The organism is Carboxylicivirga sp., from assembly GCF_982718395.1.
The window spans coordinates 1-20,785 of record NZ_CEXQWX010000108.1 but is presented as its reverse complement, the minus strand read 5'-3'; the positions used below and the strand labels follow the sequence as shown (position 1 = coordinate 20,785).

Below are 20,785 nucleotides of genomic sequence, written 5' to 3'. Positions count from 1 at the left end.
TAATAATTGATCATTTAATAGACATTAAGATACAGTTAGTATCTTAATGTCTTATATTTTACCCTTAAAAATATAAGATGAATAAAATATTGATATTTGCGGCCCTTTTATTGTTACTAATAAGTAATAGTTGTAAAAATCCCAATACTATTACTAGTAGTGCAGACAATGAATCAACCAATTTCATTATTATCCTGGTTGATGACATGGGATATGGAGATGTTGGATATCATGGAGCTGTAGATATGATGACTCCGAATATAGATAAACTGGCATCCGAAGGAACTTATTTTACTGAAGGATATGTGAGCTGCTCAGTTTGTGGTCCATCCAGGGCAGGCTTAATGTCAGGTAGGTATCAGAATAAATTTGGAATAAACGGGAATTTTGGAGCAAGTTCAAAAAAAGGCTTTCCAACGGACCAACCAATGCTGCAGGATTTAATGAAAGAAGCTGGTTATACAACCGGTGTAGTTGGAAAGTGGCATTTTGGACATGCAAAAGAAGAATTTAAACCATGGAACAGGAATTTTGATTTCTTCTATGGTTTTATGGCTGGAGGACATGATTACTACTTTGCAGATACAACATATGCTATTCCTCAAAAGGATTTCTGGCCAATACATAGAAATGAGGGAATAGTTAAATACAAAAAAGGGGATTATTTAACAGATAAATTTAATGAAGAAGCGGTTGGTTTTATAGAAAAAAATCATGATAAACCATTCTTTTTATATTTAGCGTATAATGCAGTTCATTATCCATGGCAAGTGCCTGATTCTTATTTAAATCGAATCGATGCTAACTATAAACATGATCACGAGTACCGCCGGTTATTGGCTGGTATGACATTGGCAATTGACGATGGAGTAGGGGCAATTGTAGAAAAACTAAAGGAGTATAATATAGATGATAATACAGCTATTATCTTTCTTTCAGATAATGGTTCACCTGCAACTGTTTCGCACGAAAGATCAATTAGTACAGGTGATCTTACCATGTCTAAAAAGATGGGACTAAGAGGCTATAAAGGCGATACCTATGAGGGAGGTCTTCGTGTTCCGTTTTTTATAAAATGGCCGGGAGTTGTTCCTGCAGGTGAAAGATATAATGAACCTGTTATCTCAATTGATATTGCACCAACTATTACCGAATTTCTTGGAATCGACAAACCGGAATCTGGTTACGATGGTGTAAACTTAATTCCATATTTAAATAACGAAGCGCAGGGAGTCCCTCACGATTTTCTTTACTTCCGTTACATGGATGACTATGCATACCGCAAAGGGGATTGGAAACTTACATGGAACGATCAGGAAATTGTAAAATATATGACAAAGGATAAAGTATTGGATAAAACAAAAATCAAACCTAAGTTATTCAACATTAAAAATGATCCTTTTGAAAGACATGACTTGACAAATTTATATCCTGAAAAGGCAAGCGAATTATTGGAGTCCTTTAATGAGATGGATTCAAAAATGCCGGATGCAGGCTTATTTAGCGTTCCTTTTAATAGAATACAAAATCAGTAATCATTAAGGAGATATACTTTAATTATTAAGAGTTACAAGAAAATGATGTCCATTTTTTGCCCAAGAAGCTTGGACTTCCCTATCCAGGGTTCTTGGGCTTACTCATTCAAATAGTTTGGACTGTACTACCCAAACAGTTTGGAGTATACTGCCCAATAGGCTTGGGCTGTATGGTGGTTATATTTGATGAAGTTTATGTGTAATGTGGTATCCTGCAGGTAAAGAAATTTCATAAATTATAACATAGGTTGGACGATCATGTCTATAATTATTAAGCTGAAAAAAGAGGTCATCAAAATTTAAATTTGATGACCTCTTTAATTTTGATCAATCTCAATGCTTCATTAAGCATGGATCGATATTGAATCCGGCGTTGAAATATGTTGATTATTCAATGATAATCTTAGTTGTTTCCTGAACTCCATTATATAGGCAAGACAGAAAATAAATACCACTTGATAATGTGCTAACGTTTATACCATCAATAAGTGATTCCTTATCCGCATTGATCAGTGGTTTGCCCATATAATCAATGATTATTACATCACTCTCAACTTTTTGTGGATTTTTAATGTATACTGATAGCTTTGCAGGAACAGGATATACTTGTAAGTTATTGGTTGTATGTGCATCCTTCTCATCCATATCAGTACTGATTGAAACAGTTCTTGGTTCAGGATCATTACTCATGATTATATCATCAATGTAAAAGATATGGGCTTCACCTGATGTTGTGAAATCAGGTTGAATATTAATTCTGTTGGCCATGATGTCAAATCGATTAAAGGTTCTAAAATCAAAGACCATATCTTCCCATTCTCCTGTTTTGGTTTGGGTGTTCATACTTACTTTTGTTTCTGTAGTACCACCTTCTGATTTAAACCTTACCGTTGAAACTTTTTCTTTATACACCAACATATGTACATAATCATAATCGTAATTGAACTGTTCAACCTCAGCCCAGGTACCTGCCCAATCTGTTGTATTACCTTCCAATCGTTCGATTTTAAGGACGTTATTGCTGGTATTTATTCCGCTTTTATCAGGATTTTCAGTTACAGTAAGTACTGTGTTACCTAACACATTAAAGTTTAAAGATTTAGTATCGAAATCACATATAACGTGGCTATAGCCAGGCATGTTAACGGTTATTTCGCTGCTGTTTTGAGAATATTCATCCTCGCTGTTTTTTGCTACAATGTAGATGATATATTCTTTGTCGTTCTCTAGATTACTTAGAACCACTCCTGTTACCGCTGTAGTTGCGGTAAGTTCACCATTGACATATATATCATATAAAATTGCATCTTCTAATTCACCCCATTCAAGTGTTATTTCTGTTTCAGTCTTTTCAACTACGCTTAAACCATAGGGAAAAGTTGTTGGAAATTTGCTTAATCCTGCTGGTGAGGGATCATTACTTAGATAAATGTCATCCACGTAAACAGTGTGAGCTATTCTGTCAGATGTTCTATCTAATTGAAGTTGGAGGGAGCTTATTGATTTATCACCACCAGTAATATCAAATACAAAATCTTCCCACACCCCGGTAAGAGACTGTGGTATTGTTGAAGTAATTGATGTTCCAACACCTTCTCCTGAACCTATTGCTTTACACATAACAGTTGAAGTGACTGTCTTTAATAGCTTGACGTGTAAATACCTCAGGTTACCTGAAAATGCGTTAAGTTCACCATTGGGTGCTGTTATTCCAGCCCAATCTTTTCTTGAATCGTCAGCTGGAAAATCTACCTTCATTACTTCATCACTAATATTGATGCCATCCTTTAATGGATTATCAACTACCGAAACAACAGACCCGGAGAAGCTTTCGAAAGATGTTGTTTCTTGCTCAAAATCCTCAAAAATATGCTTGTATTCAGGCATGTAAGAGGTTAGTTTGGAGCTCGGCTGTGATGATTCGTCTGCAGCATTTCTGGCGACAATATAGATGGTGTACATCTCGTCAACCAGTAAACTGTTCAGCACTGTATGTGTATCAGCTGTTGTTGTTGAAAGCTCATCATTAACATATACATCATAAGCAACTGCTCCTTCCAGTGCACCCCATTCAAGAGTAAGCTCCGTATCAGTCTTGTTAGTTACCTCTAATCCATAAGCAACTAACTCAGAGAACTCAGTTGTACCTGTTGGGTTAGGATTATTATTAATCACTATATCATCTATATAAATCCAATATTCACCATAATCAGTGGTATAATCTGGCTGAATATTTACCTTTTGAATTTGAGAAATATCGGAATCTGAGAAATCAAATACCATATCTTCCCATTCATCAACAAGTGTCTGATCTTTTGTACTTAATACTGTATGCGTATTGCCATTTTCCTCAATTTTAAAGCGTAATGGAGAAATTCGTGTTTTCAATACCTTCATGTGTACATAGTTGTGTTGCCTTGAAAAATCGGCAACATCAAACCAGGTTCCTGCCCAATTGTTAGTGTTTTCTGCAAGAATATGGACTTCCAATACCTTATCAGAAGTATTAATGCCACTCTTTAATGGATTGTCAACAACATTGACCTCGACATTTGAACCAAGTTTATTAATCTCACTTTTAACCGGGGCATCTTCAAAAGCTTCAATTATGTGTTCATCTCCAAGATATTGCTTACGGTTATATGGGACAGGGAATAGACCTTTGTCGGGCATTTTTGAATCCATATCATCAAAAAGCTTCTGAAGTTCAGCCTCCTTCTCCGGTTGCTGATCTTTTAAGTCCGTTTTTTCGTAAGGATCATATTTTACATTGAACAGTTTGGTCTCAATTGAAGATAATTCAAGTTTATCATCCGTAATAAATTCATTCTTTTCCTGATCGTTCCATGTTATTTTCCAGTCGCCCAAACGGTAGGCATAATCATCCATATACCTGAAATACATGTAGTCATGCGGGTTCTCTAAATTCTCACCCGTTAAGTATGGAATAAGGTTTACGCCATCATAACCAGTTTCAGGATCATCAATCCCTAGAAATCTTGTTATGGTTGGTACAATATCAAGAGAAATAACCGGTTTTTCATACTTTTCACCTGCTGGTACTACACCAGGCCATTTAATTGCAAAAGGCACCTTAATCCCTCCTTCATAAGTATCGCCTTTATAGCCTCGTAATCCCATAGTGCTAGACATTACATATTTCTGATCTGATCCATCAATATTGTCGGGTGATCCATTATCTGATAAGAAGATAATTGCAGTATTTTCATCAATACCATAGTCTTCCAGTTTTTGCATTATTGCACCTACACCATCATCAACAGCAAGGAGCATACCGGCAAGAATTCGCCTATACTCCGTATCGTAATTATGGTGCTCGTCAACACGCTCTAAGTAACTATCTGGAGCATCCCAAGGATAATGGACCGCATTATATGCCAGGTACAGGAAAAATGGTTTATCATGATTGCTGTCAATAAAACCAAGGGCTTCTTTGTTAAACTCATCAGTCAGGTAATTTCCGTTCTCATAGTCTACAATATCACTGTTGCGGTGAATGGGCCATACATCTTTTTGTGGACTACTATAATCCATTTCTGCTTCGTAATAGCTATGACCTCCGGCTAAAAAACCATAGAAAAAATCAAAGTTTCTATTCCAGGGCTTAAATTGTTCTTCCTGTCCAAAATGCCATTTTCCAATGGCACCTGTGGTATACCCGTTTTCTTTTAAGATATCCTGAACCATAACCTGATCTACCGGAAAACCATTGGGAGATGTGGCTGTGAAGTTTCCACTGATACCTAAACGGTCTTGGTAGCGTCCACTTATTAACCCACATCTTGAAGGTCCGCAAACAGAGCTGGTTACATATCCTTCAGTAAAATACATTCCTTCGGATGCTAATTTGTCGATATTTGGAGTTACCATATCAGTTGCTCCATGGTATCCGACATCACCATAGCCTAAATCATCAACAAGTACAATAATAAAATTTGTTGGTGGTTCGGAACCCCTTATCTTATTCCAGTTGCCTGAGGCAAATAATAGGATTAAGAGACTAAAAATTAAATAATATTTTTTCATATAGGATTTATTAAGTCCCATTGAGTCAGAGTAAACTCAATGGGGTAGTAATTTCAATACACTGTAACTGAAAGGGGATAGGATTTAATACTTTGTAATCTTGACAGTTTGTACATCTCCCTTATACTGACATGAGATAAAATACATACCATTTGTTAATGACTGTACATTAATACCTGTTATAGCATCTTGTTTATCTACCTGAATAACCGCTCTTCCGGCATTATCCAAGACAGAGACATTTCCTTCAATGTATTTAGAGTCTTTAATATATAAAACATCATCAACAGGCACAGGATACACTTTTAAAGTTTTACCCTTTAAATCTGTTTCACTAATACTTGTTGAGGTTTCAGTTCTTGGTTCCGGATCATTACTCATAATTATATCATCGATATAAATAACATGGGCATCACCTGTTGTAACAAAATCTGGCTGTATATTTACTTTATTGACAGTAGATGAAAATGATTCAAAATCAAAAACCATATCTTCCCATTCACCTGTTAAAGTTTGAGTATTGCTACTTTCTTTAACCATGTTGGAACTGCCTTCCAACTTGAACCTAACTGTTGAAATCTTTTCTTTATAAACCATCATATGGATGTACCGTAGTTGAGGCTCAAAATTTTCGACATCACTCCATGTTCCTGCCCAGTTTGTTGTATTGCCAGCCAACCTTTCGATCTTTAATACATTATCACTGGTGTTAATTCCGCTTTTATCAGGATTAGCTGTCACAGAAATAACAGTACTACCAAGTATTTCAAAGGTCTCACTTTTTGTATCAAAATCGCAGATCACATAAGCATAATCTGGCATCATCAGTGTAAACGGATCACTTTCCATGGTTTGCTCGCTCATGTTGTTAACACCAACAATGTGAATATTGTAAATTCCATCGCTTTGAAGATTGGATAAACTAATTGAATTGGTAGTAACCTCTTCTAATAGATTACCATCTTTATAAACCTGGTATGAAACAGCTTCACCAATAGCATCCCATGATATTGTTGCAGATGAAGAAGTAATGTCAGTAGCTGTCAACCCTATTGGTTTGATTTCACCAAATGCAGCCCCTCGCGGTGTTGGGTCATCACTATACCAAATATCATCAATATATACAACTGTTGCGGAACCGTCTGTTATATAATCCGGCTGAATATTAAATTTTGTAACTGCCGCATAAAAGTCGACATCAAAAACCAAATCCTGCCACTCTCCTACATTTGAATAATCATTAATATTCATAGCAGTATAATTAGCTCCCCCATCACCTTCAACCTTAAAACGTACAGGAGTTGTTCTCTCTTTTAATACTTTTACATGTACATAACGGTATTTCTTTTGAAAACGGTGAGCAGATGCCCATCCGCCAGACCAATCCTGAGCTTGGTCTGCCAATGTAATTTTTAAAACAGTATTGCTTGTATTGATGCCTGATTTATTGGGGTTTTCAACAAACTCAGATACACCACCTCCCAATTGATTGAATTGTGTTTTTACCACTTTTTCAAAATCTTCATCATGGTGTTTTACGTATTCGCCAACACTTGTTTGCCATCCCCATTGTGCTGGCATTAGTGTTGCTTCCCACTCATCGTATTTAGCTTTTAGTTCAGCTACTTTATCCGGCATTGAAGAGTATAAGTCATTCTCCGAACCTATATCACTAGAAATGTTAAATAACATAGGATTATCAGTATCACCGTTGTCAACAAGTTTGTAGTCAGCATTGCGTACAGCCCACTTAGTTGAATTCAGTTTCCAGAATAGGTAATCGTGAGGATCTGCAGTATTTGCTCCAGTAACATATGGGGTTAGATCAACACCATGTAAATCAGGATAATTAGTCAAGTCTTCACCTGCCGCTGCTAAGGCTGTAGGTAAAATATCCAATGAATTAACAGGTTTATCATATGAGCTTCCTGCCGTAATATTTCCTGGCCATTTAATGGCAAATGGCAAACGGATTCCGCCTTCATAAACCTGGCCCTTCTCACCTTTATATGGAGTGTTATACGAGTAATTACCACCTGGAATTCCACCGTTATCACTCAAGAAGAATATAAGGGTATTATCTTCTAAATCAAGATCACTTAATTTAGCCAGTACTTTTCCGATGTTAACATCCATTGAATGTTGCATAGCACATAGCTTTCGTCTTCCTTCTGGTTCAATATGACTATATAACTCCAATAAGTCATCCGGAGCTTGTAATGGCCCATGAACGGCATTAAAGGCAATATACATCATAAATGGAGTGCTCTGATTCCTGGTAATGAAATCATTGGCTTCATCAGCAATTATATCAGTCAGATACCCATCTTGATGTTCTGCAATTGCATTGCCACGTAACATTTTCTCATCATCGTTATCTTCTGGTAAATAGTTGGCCGCGCCTCCTAAAAATCCATAGAACTCATCAAACCCACGATTAGCTGGTAACATATCGTCACTTTCTTCACCACCTACGTGCCATTTACCAAAACATGCCGTGTTATAGCCCAATGGTTTAAAGTATTCCCCTATCATTTTCACAGACAATGGAATTCCTGCAATTACATCTGGAGCTGCTCTAAAAGGTCCGGGATTATCTTCAAAACCAAAACTTTGTTGGTATTTTCCTGTAAGTAAACCAGCACGAGATGGTCCACAAACTGGCGCTGTTACATACCCTGCTGTAAACTTTGCTCCATCTGCAACAAGTGCATCAATGTTTGGTGTTGGAACTTCGGATTGATGGCCGTTATATCCAACATCTGCATTTCCTAAGTCGTCAGCTAAAATTACGACAATGTTAGGTTTCTGTGCGAATAAACTTACGCTTATACACAGCAATGTAAAAACCAAGCTTAATTGCTTAATAATTTTTGATTTCATTTTCATATATATTTAGTTAACAATTTTCACTTTATTCTAATTCATCGGGTTTCATTCTTATATTCTTCAATACAAGCCTTCCGTAGCCCCTCCTGAATCACAGGGTTACTCATACATTCTTCCCAAATAAAACCTGATCTATAATTCTCGATCATTAACACGATGTTTCCTTGGTCTATTCCAAGGAAACGGTCATCATACCAGTTTTGTGATGGATTAAAAGCATCAACAAATCCATATTTACCCCAGATTTTATCCTTATAATTATCATACATATATCTAATCGACGTCATTGACTCTACCGGAATAAACGGTAGTGATGCTACAACTGCGGAAGGTGCTATAGTGCCATTAAACGGGTGCATAAAACCCCTATAGTCTTCTTTACCTGTACAGGCTGTCCATCCCCATAGCTCAGCATCATATCCAAACTCACTTGCCCAGTTTATACAATATTGCCTGTTGGCTAAAAGGGCATTTGTTGCAACTTCCCAATGATCGACATATTTATCTTTCTTATTTCTAAAATCTATCCAGCAAGATGGAAATTGGTAAAGATAAGCTAAAGGTTGAAATAACCCCTGTGGGGTAAGGAACTTTCCTATGTGATCGTAAGATTTCATCCATTGATAGCCAAATCCACTTGAATAAGTATTCCAGCTATTTGCTGGCATTGGGTGAGTTGGCGAAGCCATTGCTAATAAATAGACAAGGCTGTATTCATTATAGCCTTTATATTCTCCCTGAATTCCCACCTCTGGTTTCCATCCTCCAGATATTGCTCCATTCTCCAAGGTATACCAATCCCATTGAGCATTACAGTAAATTTTATAAGCTAATTTCTCAATCTCAGTATCTTTAAAGTGTGTCATTACATGAAGAATCCCAGCCATCAGAATGGCTGAATCGATTGTAGAGACTTCACATTTGCCATGCCTCTTGCCTGTTTTGGTATTTACAAAATGGTAAAACAATCCGTTTTTACCTTCAACGCAAAAGTCAAATGTATCGTTAGGGTCTTTGTAAAAACTATTTAGAATATTCAGTACCCTTGCATAAACTTCTTCTCGCGCAGCCCATCCATGTTTCTCACCAACACAATAGGCAGATAAGCCAAATCCAACTGTAGCAATGCTTGTCTTGTTTTGCTGGGGATTTGTCCCATTGCCAATTAAACCCGTTTCCGGGTGGTAGCCCTCCCAAAAAAAGTTAAAAGCCCTTTTTTGAATCTCATCCAGTAATTGCTGATCAGCTGCAGATAAATGTTTAAAGGAGATTTTGGCTGGTACTCCTTGTTTATCACCAGTATCATACTGTGAGCACGAAGTAATTAGCAATGATTCAATTAATAATATAATTGAGATCAGGTATTTAAATTTCATAAAAACTGGATTGATTACTAATTTAATTAAGTGGGTAGGGGTTAATTAGCAATATTATTCCTTAAATGGTAGTTAAATAACCCTGCTACTCTTAATCAGGATGAGCAGGATTATTTTCAGGATCAGATTACTTCAATATCTTAAATGCATTATACTCATTACCCGCTTTTAGAACCACCAGGTAAATGCCATTCGGTAATTGCGAGATGTTGATTTCACCATCTATTTGGGTTTCTTTCATAACAACGCTTCCACTAATGCTTACAATACTAACTTCTGTAAGGTTGGCTGATGATTTGTAGATTACTTTATCGTTGGAAACATAAACTTTACTGTTATCTAATTGCTTTTCAAAGATTGATGTCGCTTCTGGGAAGAACTCAATATCATCAACATAACAAGTTACATCTCCGGTGCGATTCTCAGTCCATTCCGGCATAATAGCTATTCTTGAATAGGTTTGTCCAGTATAATCTGAATAATTAAATTCCAGCGTTTCCCATTCATTAGTTTTGGTATTGGAAACACCACCTATTTCTATAGCACTACCAGTACCTCTATTACCAGGTTCAAGTTTAAAGGCATTAGCACTAATAACAGGTTTGTAAACCTTCATTCGTATTAGGTTTGAACCAGTTACTGTAAACATGTCCACATCTGCCCATGTCCCTGCAAATTTAACCGCATCTTGCGCAAGGTTAAATTTCAGAACTTTTGATGATGTATTGATACCGCCGGGTACAGGATTATCAACTTCAACAGGTGCCCCGTTTGGATTTGCTAAATCTTTCCAAACAATACCACTTGCAGTTTCAAAATCAATTACACTTTGGGCATTAACTAAACAAAGGCCTAAAATGGCAACAAATAATAAAGTAAACTTTTTCATAAACATGAAATTTTTAGGTTAATTAACGATTGTAAACATAGCAACGTACCCGCCTCTTGAAAGAATAAACTACCAATACATGAATTATACATTAACATAATCGCCTCAATGGTACCTATACAAAAAAGTCTATTGTCTAGATTTTTAGTGTTATATGAATAACTATACTGCTTGATAAATTTAGATGAGATACTCTCTGATTTAAGAAATGGCGATCAGGAATAAGAATGCAATATTGACCAAACGGCTGTAATATCAATTCTTTCGGGCATGTGAAATTAAACTGAGTAGGTTTATACCTTAATTGATGGTGCCATATAATTATAATACCTGTCTTGTACTAATGAAATCAATAGTCGTTAAGTCCATATATAGGTTATAAAATAGAATCACTGACATCATCCTCTTATTTTTACCCGCTTATTAACCAAGACAGATCGTTTACTTAAAAAGAAGTCAATAGTATAATTAAACAGACAGTTTATAACAGAAAATCTAAATTCATGATATTAAAATTACTACCTGAAATGAAAAAATCAATTCTTATTACAGTTATATGTATAGCCGTATCTGGATTAAAGGCCCAAACTGAAAATCCAGTAATTACAAAACTCTTTGAGGATAGTTACCATGTCTTTGAACTTATGCGAAATGAAAAAGGCATGTATCGTGATTCAAAATTATTAAAGAATAATAATGACTATCATCCAGCATCAGTTGCCAATGTAGGAGTAGGTTTAGTGTCTCTTTGCATTGCAGATGCGATGGGGTGGGATTCAGAAGCAGCAGAAAAAGCAATTGTTACATTAAAAAGTGTAAATGGCCATACTCCAGGATTTGCTCCTGACAGAACCAGTAATGGTTATTTTCGTCATTTTATTGATATGAATACCGGCGAACAAGCCTGGAGTTCTGAATATAGTACTATTGATACAGATATATTAATGATCGGCGCTATCTTTTGTAAGAATTACTTTAGCAATAATTCAACTATATCAGTTTTAGTTGATGAACTATGGGATTCCATTGATTTTACAGCTGCAATTAATGATCCTGTTTCCGGGAAAATATATTTGACTATGAATGCTGATGGTTCTGGAGGTACAAACAAAACGCTTCCATATAATGAATATATGTTAGTGGCCTGGTTAGCTAAGAATGATTTTAAAAATAATACGACGCAAGCACAGCAGCTTTGGAACAACTGGTACCAAAACCCGGCTAATTTACCTAAGAGTACTTATTCAGGTATACAGGTCTTGACCGATGATCACGGAGAAAAGCGCTTTTTATCATCATTTATACATTTATTTAACTACTATTACATCTCATATTTTTCTGACTCTAACGATTATATGCAATTCTTCACAAACTCTGTTCTCGCAGAGAAAGCATATTGGCAGAATAGTACAGGTGAAGATTATGAATGGGGCTGCGGTGCCGGTATAGATGTTGATGGTTACACGGCTAATAAGATCAATAATAATCCTAACTGGACCGTTTCTCCTCATATTATTGCAGGATATTTGCCTATACAAGCATCTGCCGAAGATGATTTACTTGATCTTATAAATAACTCAAAAGGGGTATATGATTTGCCAGACAATAGTTCAAGTCAGATTTTATGGAGATACAGTCTGAGTAATACTAGTTGGACTCCTAATTCTGTACAAGGTATAGATTTTTCAACAATGCTATATGGTTTGGCCTGTTTACCTGAATACTTAGGTAATGATTTCTTTACAACTTACAACAGGCTCGATTATGCTACTTCAGTTGAAGGAGCTAACTTGACAAATGACATTAGTGTCAGGATTTTACCTAACCCTGCTATAGGTGGAAAGTGTATAGTTAAACACAATGGCTTTTTTAATCCGAGCATATATGTATATACCTTAAGTGGTACATTGATTGATTCCTTTAAATCTCAGGAAGGGCAAACAGAACTTGATTTAAATAGCTATTATGAGCCAGTTTATCTTATAAAAGTTGCCGACGAAAAACATCATCGGGTCGAAAAATTACTAGTCAATACATCGTGGTAACTCATATTGCTATGAAATAAATATGACCTGAAAATTAACTAAACATAAGCATTGAATGATTTGACAAACGAATGAAAATCTTCGATTAATTCTATTGAACTGATGGTTTATGTTATTATTTAAAATGATTCTTATTTATTTCATAAATTAATATTCGTTGATTTATAGTGTTTTAGAAAGTGTAATTGTTTGAAGCTTTTGTAACGAGGTTATTAATTTTAGTTACAAAAGCCTATTTTTATGACTAGTTCTAATACATAATCACCACGTCATATGAAAATGAGATTAGCTTTTCTAAGCATATTTTTATTGTTTTGTATATCAGTTTTTTCACAAGAGTTTTCAGGAAAGGAGGCCGACTCCATTATTGATGGAAGTAGTTTTATCAAAATAAACCCAGATAACGGTTTACTCGAGTATATTTCATTTGAACAAAGCTTTATTAAATCAGGTGAAAATCATATTGATGTCGTATCGAAGGCACTTCAATTAGAGAATGGTTATAGATTAAAGGAATTTAAAGAGTATAAAGATTCCAGACATGATAAGCATGTAAAAAATCAGTTATATTATAATGATATTCCTATTGAAGGAATGTATTTTACATCGCACTTTAAAAATGGTCAATTATATAGTGCGAATGGTAAAACTATAAAAGGAGATTTTGGACCTGTTCGAAATTATATAGATAAACGTGAAGCTGTAGAAATTGCAATTGATTGTTTTGATTCGAAGAAGTTTGTCTGGTCAGACAACAAGACTCTATATCCAGAAGCAGAATTAATTTACCTGTCTTTGGATGGTAAGCTTCAACTTTGCTATAAGGTCGATGTTTATTCGCTCATTCCTTTACAAAGGGAATATGTTTATGTAAGTGCAGAAGATGGAAAAGTAGTTGATCGGATTTCACGAATAAATGATACAGATGTTGTAGGAACAGCGACTACAAAATATAGTGGCACTGTTTCAATTACTACTAACGATACTGGTGATGGCTATACTTTAAGTGAATCAAATCGTGGATTAGGAATATCAACCTATAATCTTAATACCTCCCATGATTATTCAAATGCTGAATTATTCACCGATAGTGATAATGTTTGGGATAATCCCAATGATGATGTGGCATACGATGCCCATTATGGATCTGAAAAAACATACGATTATTACTATAATAAATTCGGTCGTAATTCGATAGATGATAATGGATTCGAGTTGGTTAGCTATGTTCATTATGGATATAAATATGCCAACGCATTTTGGAATGGTGAGAGCATGACGTACGGAGATGGTGATGATATCAACTATGGAGCTTTTGTTACTGTGGATGTTGTTGCTCATGAAATAACTCACGGTTTAACGACTCACACTGCCGGACTAATGTATAGGGACGAATCCGGTGCTCTTAATGAATCATTTAGTGATATTTTTGGAGTGGCAGTTGATTATTATGCTTCTCCTTCAACGGCCAATTTTATTATTGGCGAACAAGTTGTTCTTAATGGAGACCCTATTAGAAATATGCAAAACCCAAATAGTTTAGGAGATCCTGACACGTACAAAGGGAATTATTGGTATTTCGGAAGCGGTGATAATGGTGGTGTACACACAAATTCATCTGTACAAAATTATTGGTTTTATTTATTGTGTGAAGGTGGTGATGGGGTTAATGATTTAGGTAATGCTTATAGAGTTAATTCAATAGGTATGTCATCTGCTGAGGCAATTGCATATCGTACCTTGACTGTATACTTAACACCATATAGTGATTATGCAGCTGCCAGGTTTTATTCAATCAGGTCTGCTATAGATTTATATGGCGAATGCTCGCCGGAAGTAACAGAAGTAACAAATGCCTGGTATGCTGTTGGTGTTGGTGAGCCGTTTGATAATAGTGTACAGGCTGGTTTTAGAGCTCTACAGAGATATTCATGCGAGGTTCCGGTTAATATCAGTTTTGATAATTATAGTCAGAATGCGAGCTCATTTGAATGGCTAATAAACGGTTCTATAGTTAGTAATGATACAATACTAAATTATAGATTTGATAGTGCTGGAACATATTCCGTAGGATTGATTGCTACAGGACATGTTGGATGTAGTGGAATAGATACTGTTATCTTTGATGATTATATAACGGTTGCAAATAATTTAAAACCTGTTGATCCTAATAGTACTCCTGAATCTATTTACGGAGGTAATGGTGGCCCTTGGAAGTTCCAGATTGGCGAATTTCAACATTATTCAGCAAATGCATCAGTTGGTTATGAGGATTTTTCATGCATCAACAGAATAGATGTTACTGAAGGTTTAAGGTATCCTGTCAATATTTTAACTGGTAGTGATGAAGATGTATATATCTGGCTAGATAGTAATCAGGATGGTAATTTTGACGATGATAGTGAATTACTGTGGGTGTCAAGGAATAACTGGTCTCATTCCACCGAGTTATATATTCCTGCGATAAGCAACAATGACCAACCACTACGTTTACGAATTGGAACAGAGAGAGGTAATTATAGAAATTTGGTAAATGGATCATCAGTTACTTATTATGGGCAGTATGAGGATTATACCATTTTTATTGCTGACAATACAAATCCTCCAGAGGCCGATTTTATTTTCTCAAAGGGTAATATCAGTATCAACGAAACAGTTGATATAGTTGATAATAGTATTAATTCTCCAGATAGCTGGTCGTGGTCTTTTGAAGGAGGAACCCCTTCAGCTTCAACAGTCAAAGATCCACAAGTTTCATTCTCTGAATTAGGATTTCATGATGTTCAGTTAATAGTTGAAAACTCATATGGTTCAGATACTTTAACTAAAGCAATTGAAGTTGTTGACGAATACATTATCGGTACTGATCCGGGAAGTACTAATTCAGGTGGAAAGCTTTATGATTCAGGTGGAAGAAAAGGTTCATACTCTTCAAACGAGGATTTTCTCTTTTTGATAGAACCAACTTGTTCAAAGGCTATCAATATAGTTATTGATGAGGTTTATACAGAATCTTGTTGTGATGCTTTATACATCTATGATGGAGCGAGTACTTCCGATCCTTTACTTGGCGAATATAGGGGGAGTCATAGCACTGCCCAATTTATTAATACAACATCTAAACAGGTTTTAATTCGTTTTAAGTCAGATGGATCAGTTAATAGTAATGGATTTGCACTATCCTGGTCATCCGATGAGTTTGGAGATGGAAATAACGTTGAGGCCAATTTTGTCCTGCCAACATCACCTATTCCTCTGAATTACTTATTTACATTTGAGGACCAGTCAAATTATGAACCTTTTAGGTGGGATTGGGATTTCGGAAACGGAACATATGGTAATGAACAGAATCCACAAGTTGAATATACAAGCCCAGGTGATTATGAGGTATCATTAGTAGTTGAAAATTGCACTTCGATTGATACAACTCAACACACAATAGTTGTTGATGCGGCACCAAACATGAATTTATTGACTGATACAATTGTTTATAATTTAGTAAGTGGTGATACTATTAGAAATCATATACAGATAAACAATGGAATTGGTGGAAGCTTGGTGTTTAGTGGCAAGTTGTTAAATGTTGATCAAAATTCCTTAGTTAAAGAAGTTACAGAAAGAGCTTATATCACCGCAGAACTTAATCAGTTAAGTCATGATGAAACGCCTGAAGTAATATCAACAACATTAAAATCATTTCAGGTTTCGAGTGAATTAACAGGAGTAGATATTGGAATTGTTGGATATGATCCGGTTGTGTTTTATTCTTCCTTGATTTCAGAATGTAAAGCAAAAGGAGCTCAAGTGTCTTCGATTAATTGGGACAATTATAAAATAGCATTGGATACTATAAATGTCCTGATTATTGATGATGGAAGTCAGTGGATAGATAATGATGTTGAATCCTTTAAAGATTGGATACGAGGTGGAGGTTTGTTGATAATAAATGGTGATAACAATCTTAATACCTTCTCATCTCTTTTGTCAGAGACCGGATTAATTTTATCACCTAATTATTCAAATTATGGTTCAGCATCAGTAATTTCCCATTATGTAACTGAAGGGGTTAACAACTATCAAATCAATTCGTCATCGCTTTGCTCCATGTCGGCTTCTGGTAATGCTAAAGGGCTTATATTGGACTCTGATCATAAGGTGTTTGCCGCTGTGGAAGAGTTTGGAAATGGTAAGGTTTTTATGGCATGTGATGAAATTTTCACTGACTATTTATATAATGATCCAAATAATAAGCAGCTCTTTACTAACTTATTAAATTGGGGAAGCTTAACTCAGTTAGGTTGGATAACTGTTGAAGAAGAAGAACAATGGTTATCCTCTGAGTCAAGTGGAGGAGTTAATTACTTTGTTAACTCTGAAGGCCTGTTAGAGGGAACATATTATGCAGATATTCAAATTATAAGTAATGATGCAGCGGCTGATCAAACAATTGTTCCAATTAAATTGAATGTAACGGGTATAGAAGATATTTTGGTTTACGGAGATGCTGCCTTCGACAAAGTATTTGTAAATCACGTCGACAGCATTTTGTTAGGAATTCGTAATCAGGGGACAAGGGAACTAAAGGTTGACAGCTTTATGGTCTCTCATCCAGATTTTATTATTGATCAAGACCCGGTTATAATAAAACCTGATCAAAACCTTTCTATCCCGGTTGTATTTCAGCCTTCAGCGAGTAAAATTTATAGAGATACGATTACAGTTTATAGTTCAGATCCTGATTCAGCCCAATACAAATATCCTGTTTATGGTAATGCTGTTTTTCCTCCAATCATAAATACTGTTGATACGGTTAGAACACATTTATATTCAGATGAAATATTTGAAACAGACCTGTTAATAGAAAATATTGGTGGAAGCTCCATGAGTATTGACAGCATTTATATTGGAAGTTTTTCAACAGAAAATGGAATTATTGCCGATTCAAGTCATGTTGACTTGACAGGTTATGATATTTTCTTGTGGGATGGTTACAATTCTTCATATCTCCAGAATAGACTGATTGAATATGGTGCAACAGCCCAATATGGATATCTGGATACAGCGAATGTAAACTCTGATATTATATACATTACAGGAGAAATGAGTTTCTATGATTATCATATTGAGTTCTTGAAGAACTGGATGAACAATGGTAAAAGTATTTTTATTGACATTAGTTATTATGACCCAGAGCTAATTGATTTCATTAATGAAATGGGAATAGGGCTTATTGATACTTATACATTTTCTGGAGTAACCAAGGATCTGGCAATACATCCTACTACATATGGTCTTGATGAGTATATTGTACCTCAGGCTTATTATGCTTTTAGTATTTCAGGTGAAGCCCAGTCATTAATTAAAGACATTCGAGGAAATATTGTTACAGCATGTGTTGAATATGGAGAAGGAAGATTTGTAGTGTCGAATTCTAATACATTGAGGTATGCTAATAATCACCAGTGGAAATTCGGAGTTAACTCATTCAGGTGGTTGGCACAGAAGAATTCCTGGCTTTGGGTGAGTCATTATCCGATTGATAGTATCGAAGTTAACGAATCTCATGCTATGAAATTACAATTCAATGCCCAAGGGTTAATGTCTGGGACATATAGGTCAAAATTGAAGATTGATTCTAATGATCCCGTTAATTCTCCACATTTCGTTAATACAGAATTAAGTGTTACCGGTATTGCCAGAAGTCAATTTATGAGTGATAGTTTAAACTTTGACTTGGTTTATAAGGGAGCTGAAAAAGTGTTACAAGCTAGCATTTTTAATGTTGGTACAGAAACCTTAGAAATTCATAACATACTGACTGAGGGTAATTACTTTGCATGTGATACGAATAATTTAGTTATTGAACCAAAAGAGTCAGCATTAATAGATATTTCGTATTCACCGGATGAAGTAGGTTCAGATGAGACTTTTTTAATAATAGAAACGAATGCAAGGATAGATAGAGATACATTGGTATTATCAGGTTATTGTCAGGAACCACCGGTATTGTCATTATCACCTAAAAATATTGATTTAACCCTTAGAACTCAGGATAAGGCCACGGAGACTATTACCATAGATAATTCCACAGGTGGAAGCCGACTTGATTATGAAGTTATTATTACATATCCGGATCAGAATTATGCTGACAATAATGATTTAGAGGTTGTGATGGATAGTTTAGCCACTCATAATTCAAGAGTTAGGAATGTAATACCAAACAAGTATAACTTTTATGGTGGAGAATCTGGTTATTATATAAGTGATGGAGGTGGTGATATGTATGATGGAGGTAACTGGTTGAATACTGAACGATATTCAAGTATTCCTTATTCAAATAATAATATAATAAAAGGTGGCGCTTTTGGAGATAATGGCTCCTATTTTACAGCTAAATATGATGGACTTTTTGTCTTGGTAGCTGACTTGGATAATATTAATTCTTTCTATACGTCCGGAAATCTTGGAGCAGATGGAAGGGGAATTGCAGATGGAAGCGTACTTGAAATGGAAATAAATGGAGTTCTTTATAAAGGTTTTGTGAAGCGAGTCTACAATTCAGGTGATGTTTCTGTAAATCATCTGATAATTGTAGAAGATAATGGTGCAGTCTCACATTCATTTGATACCAATACGAATTATGATGCGCATATTATCGAAAATTTAAGCGGAGTTAAGCGTTTGCATTATTTATTATTCGGTGGTAATAACAGCTCCTATATTAATGATGATTCGATGTATTCAATAATGGAGGAATACCTTAATGTTGCGCAGCTTAATACAGGGTGGGTTATTCCACAGAACCAGACAGGTTGGATTGAAGCCGGTCAATCATCAAATATTGACTTATTAGTTGATCCGGGTACTTTAGACGATGGTAATTATACTGCATTAGTGGAAGTAAATTCTAATGACCCAGTTAAAGTTTCCGATACAACAATTGTTAACTTACATGTATTTAATAATTTACCTCCATACTTAAGAACACCAGTTGGTAATAAAGTCCTGTATACTACGTATGATGGGACTATTGAACTGGACAGTGTTTTTTCAGACCCTGATAATGACAGACTTTACTATACCGTGACTTCTTCAGATAATTCCATAGTTTTTCCGGTTGTTAATAACAGGTCACAATTAATGTTATTACCGCAAGCTGAAGGAGTGGCAGATATTGAAATATCATGTACCGATAACAATTGGGATCCTGTTTATGATAATTTTACGGTATTGGTAAAACAAAATCACAAGCCATATGTGAGCCAAAATATATCAAATCAGGAACTTGTATTACAATCAGATAATAGTGATTATTTAATTGATTTTGATTCATACTTTGAGGATGAAGATGGTGATCAACTGAGCTATTCAATTACCTTGGCTAATGATATCAATGCTGTTAATTATTCTTTAGGAGGAAACCTATGTATATTCAGTGCAAATAAAGTGGGTACTGCAATTGTAACGGTTAAAGCTGACGATGGTAACTCTGGATTGACAACACAATCATTTACAATAAGAGTTAAATCAATTGCGACAAGCCTTACAGAAAATAAGGAAACTAAAGTTGAAGTATTCCCAAATCCTGTGAGTGACGAATTGTGCATTACAGTAAGAGATCAGCAACCTGTTAATAAAGTAGTACTTGTTTCTTCAACTGGTATCATACGTCAATTGGGTACTGAATTTAATAACGGAGTTATAAAAATTAATACGAGCGATTTGGCATCAGGAGTTTATATGGTGCAAATACATTTTGACGATGAGCATATCGTAAAAAGAATAGTTAAGCAATAGTACAAGAAAGGCGCTTTTTTACAAGCGCCTTTTATTTTTATACAGTGATAACACACTTCATTACTGCTTTTTCTTACTTCCCTTCAGCTTTGATTAAAGTCTTAAGCGTATAAATAAAAATCCTGAAATCTAAACGTAAAGAATATTTACGCATGTAGAATAACTCCAGCTTAAGTCGTTGTAGCATTTCTGTTTTGTTTTCAGCAT

7 protein-coding genes are annotated in these 20,785 nt (G+C 35.4%); 3 read left to right on the top strand and 4 right to left on the bottom strand.

Features of this window, described 5'->3' with window-relative positions; translation table 11 throughout:
- The first annotated feature begins 77 nt into the window (after window positions 1–77).
- On the top strand, window positions 78–1,535 hold the full coding sequence (locus AC4MRQ_RS17480) for a sulfatase family protein (protein ID WP_491198995.1): 1,458 nt from the start codon (window positions 78–80) through the stop codon (window positions 1,533–1,535).
- A gap of 387 nt (window positions 1,536–1,922) precedes the next feature.
- Here the strand turns inward: AC4MRQ_RS17480 and AC4MRQ_RS17475 are convergent, their stop codons facing one another.
- From AC4MRQ_RS17475 to AC4MRQ_RS17460, 4 genes are all read right to left on the bottom strand, one after another.
- Entirely contained in the window at window positions 1,923–5,582 is a 3,660-nt protein-coding gene (locus AC4MRQ_RS17475) for a sulfatase-like hydrolase/transferase (RefSeq protein WP_491198994.1), read from the bottom strand.
- An 84-nt stretch (window positions 5,583–5,666) separates the two neighbouring features.
- Window positions 5,667–8,465, bottom strand: a complete 2,799-nt coding sequence (locus AC4MRQ_RS17470; protein WP_491198993.1) for a sulfatase-like hydrolase/transferase — start codon at window positions 8,463–8,465, stop codon at window positions 5,667–5,669.
- Window positions 8,466–8,506: 41 nt separating this feature from the next.
- A complete protein-coding gene (locus AC4MRQ_RS17465) occupies window positions 8,507–9,847 on the bottom strand; it encodes a glucoamylase family protein (protein WP_491198992.1) in 1,341 nt (446 codons plus the stop codon).
- Window positions 9,848–9,974: 127 nt separating this feature from the next.
- Entirely contained in the window at window positions 9,975–10,736 is a 762-nt protein-coding gene (locus tag AC4MRQ_RS17460) for a T9SS type A sorting domain-containing protein (RefSeq protein ID WP_491198991.1), read from the bottom strand.
- A 527-nt stretch (window positions 10,737–11,263) separates the two neighbouring features.
- Here AC4MRQ_RS17460 and AC4MRQ_RS17455 point away from each other — a divergent pair.
- Together AC4MRQ_RS17455 and AC4MRQ_RS17450 are read left to right on the top strand one after the other, a co-directional pair.
- Complete coding sequence (locus AC4MRQ_RS17455; protein ID WP_491198990.1) at window positions 11,264–12,781, top strand: T9SS type A sorting domain-containing protein; 1,518 nt, start codon at window positions 11,264–11,266, stop codon at window positions 12,779–12,781.
- Window positions 12,782–13,054: 273 nt separating this feature from the next.
- Window positions 13,055–20,578 carry a M4 family metallopeptidase gene (locus tag AC4MRQ_RS17450; protein ID WP_491198989.1) on the top strand — a complete coding sequence of 2,508 codons (7,524 nt, stop codon included), beginning with the start codon at window positions 13,055–13,057 and terminating at the stop codon, window positions 20,576–20,578.
- Window positions 20,579–20,785: the final 207 nt, after the last annotated feature.

Excerpts from the sequence above, each read along its gene's own strand:
- AC4MRQ_RS17460 (WP_491198991.1), bottom strand. The coding sequence starts at position 10,736 with ATGAAAAAGTTTACTTTATTATTTGTTGCCATTTTAGGCCTTTGTTTA.
- AC4MRQ_RS17470 (WP_491198993.1), bottom strand. The coding sequence starts at position 8,465 with ATGAAATCAAAAATTATTAAGCAATTAAGCTTGGTTTTTACATTGCTG.
- AC4MRQ_RS17465 (WP_491198992.1), bottom strand. The coding sequence starts at position 9,847 with ATGAAATTTAAATACCTGATCTCAATTATATTATTAATTGAATCATTG.
- AC4MRQ_RS17475 (WP_491198994.1), bottom strand. The coding sequence starts at position 5,582 with ATGAAAAAATATTATTTAATTTTTAGTCTCTTAATCCTATTATTTGCC.
- AC4MRQ_RS17455 (WP_491198990.1), top strand. The coding sequence starts at position 11,264 with ATGAAAAAATCAATTCTTATTACAGTTATATGTATAGCCGTATCTGGA.
- AC4MRQ_RS17480 (WP_491198995.1), top strand. The coding sequence starts at position 78 with ATGAATAAAATATTGATATTTGCGGCCCTTTTATTGTTACTAATAAGT.
- AC4MRQ_RS17450 (WP_491198989.1), top strand. The coding sequence starts at position 13,055 with ATGAAAATGAGATTAGCTTTTCTAAGCATATTTTTATTGTTTTGTATA.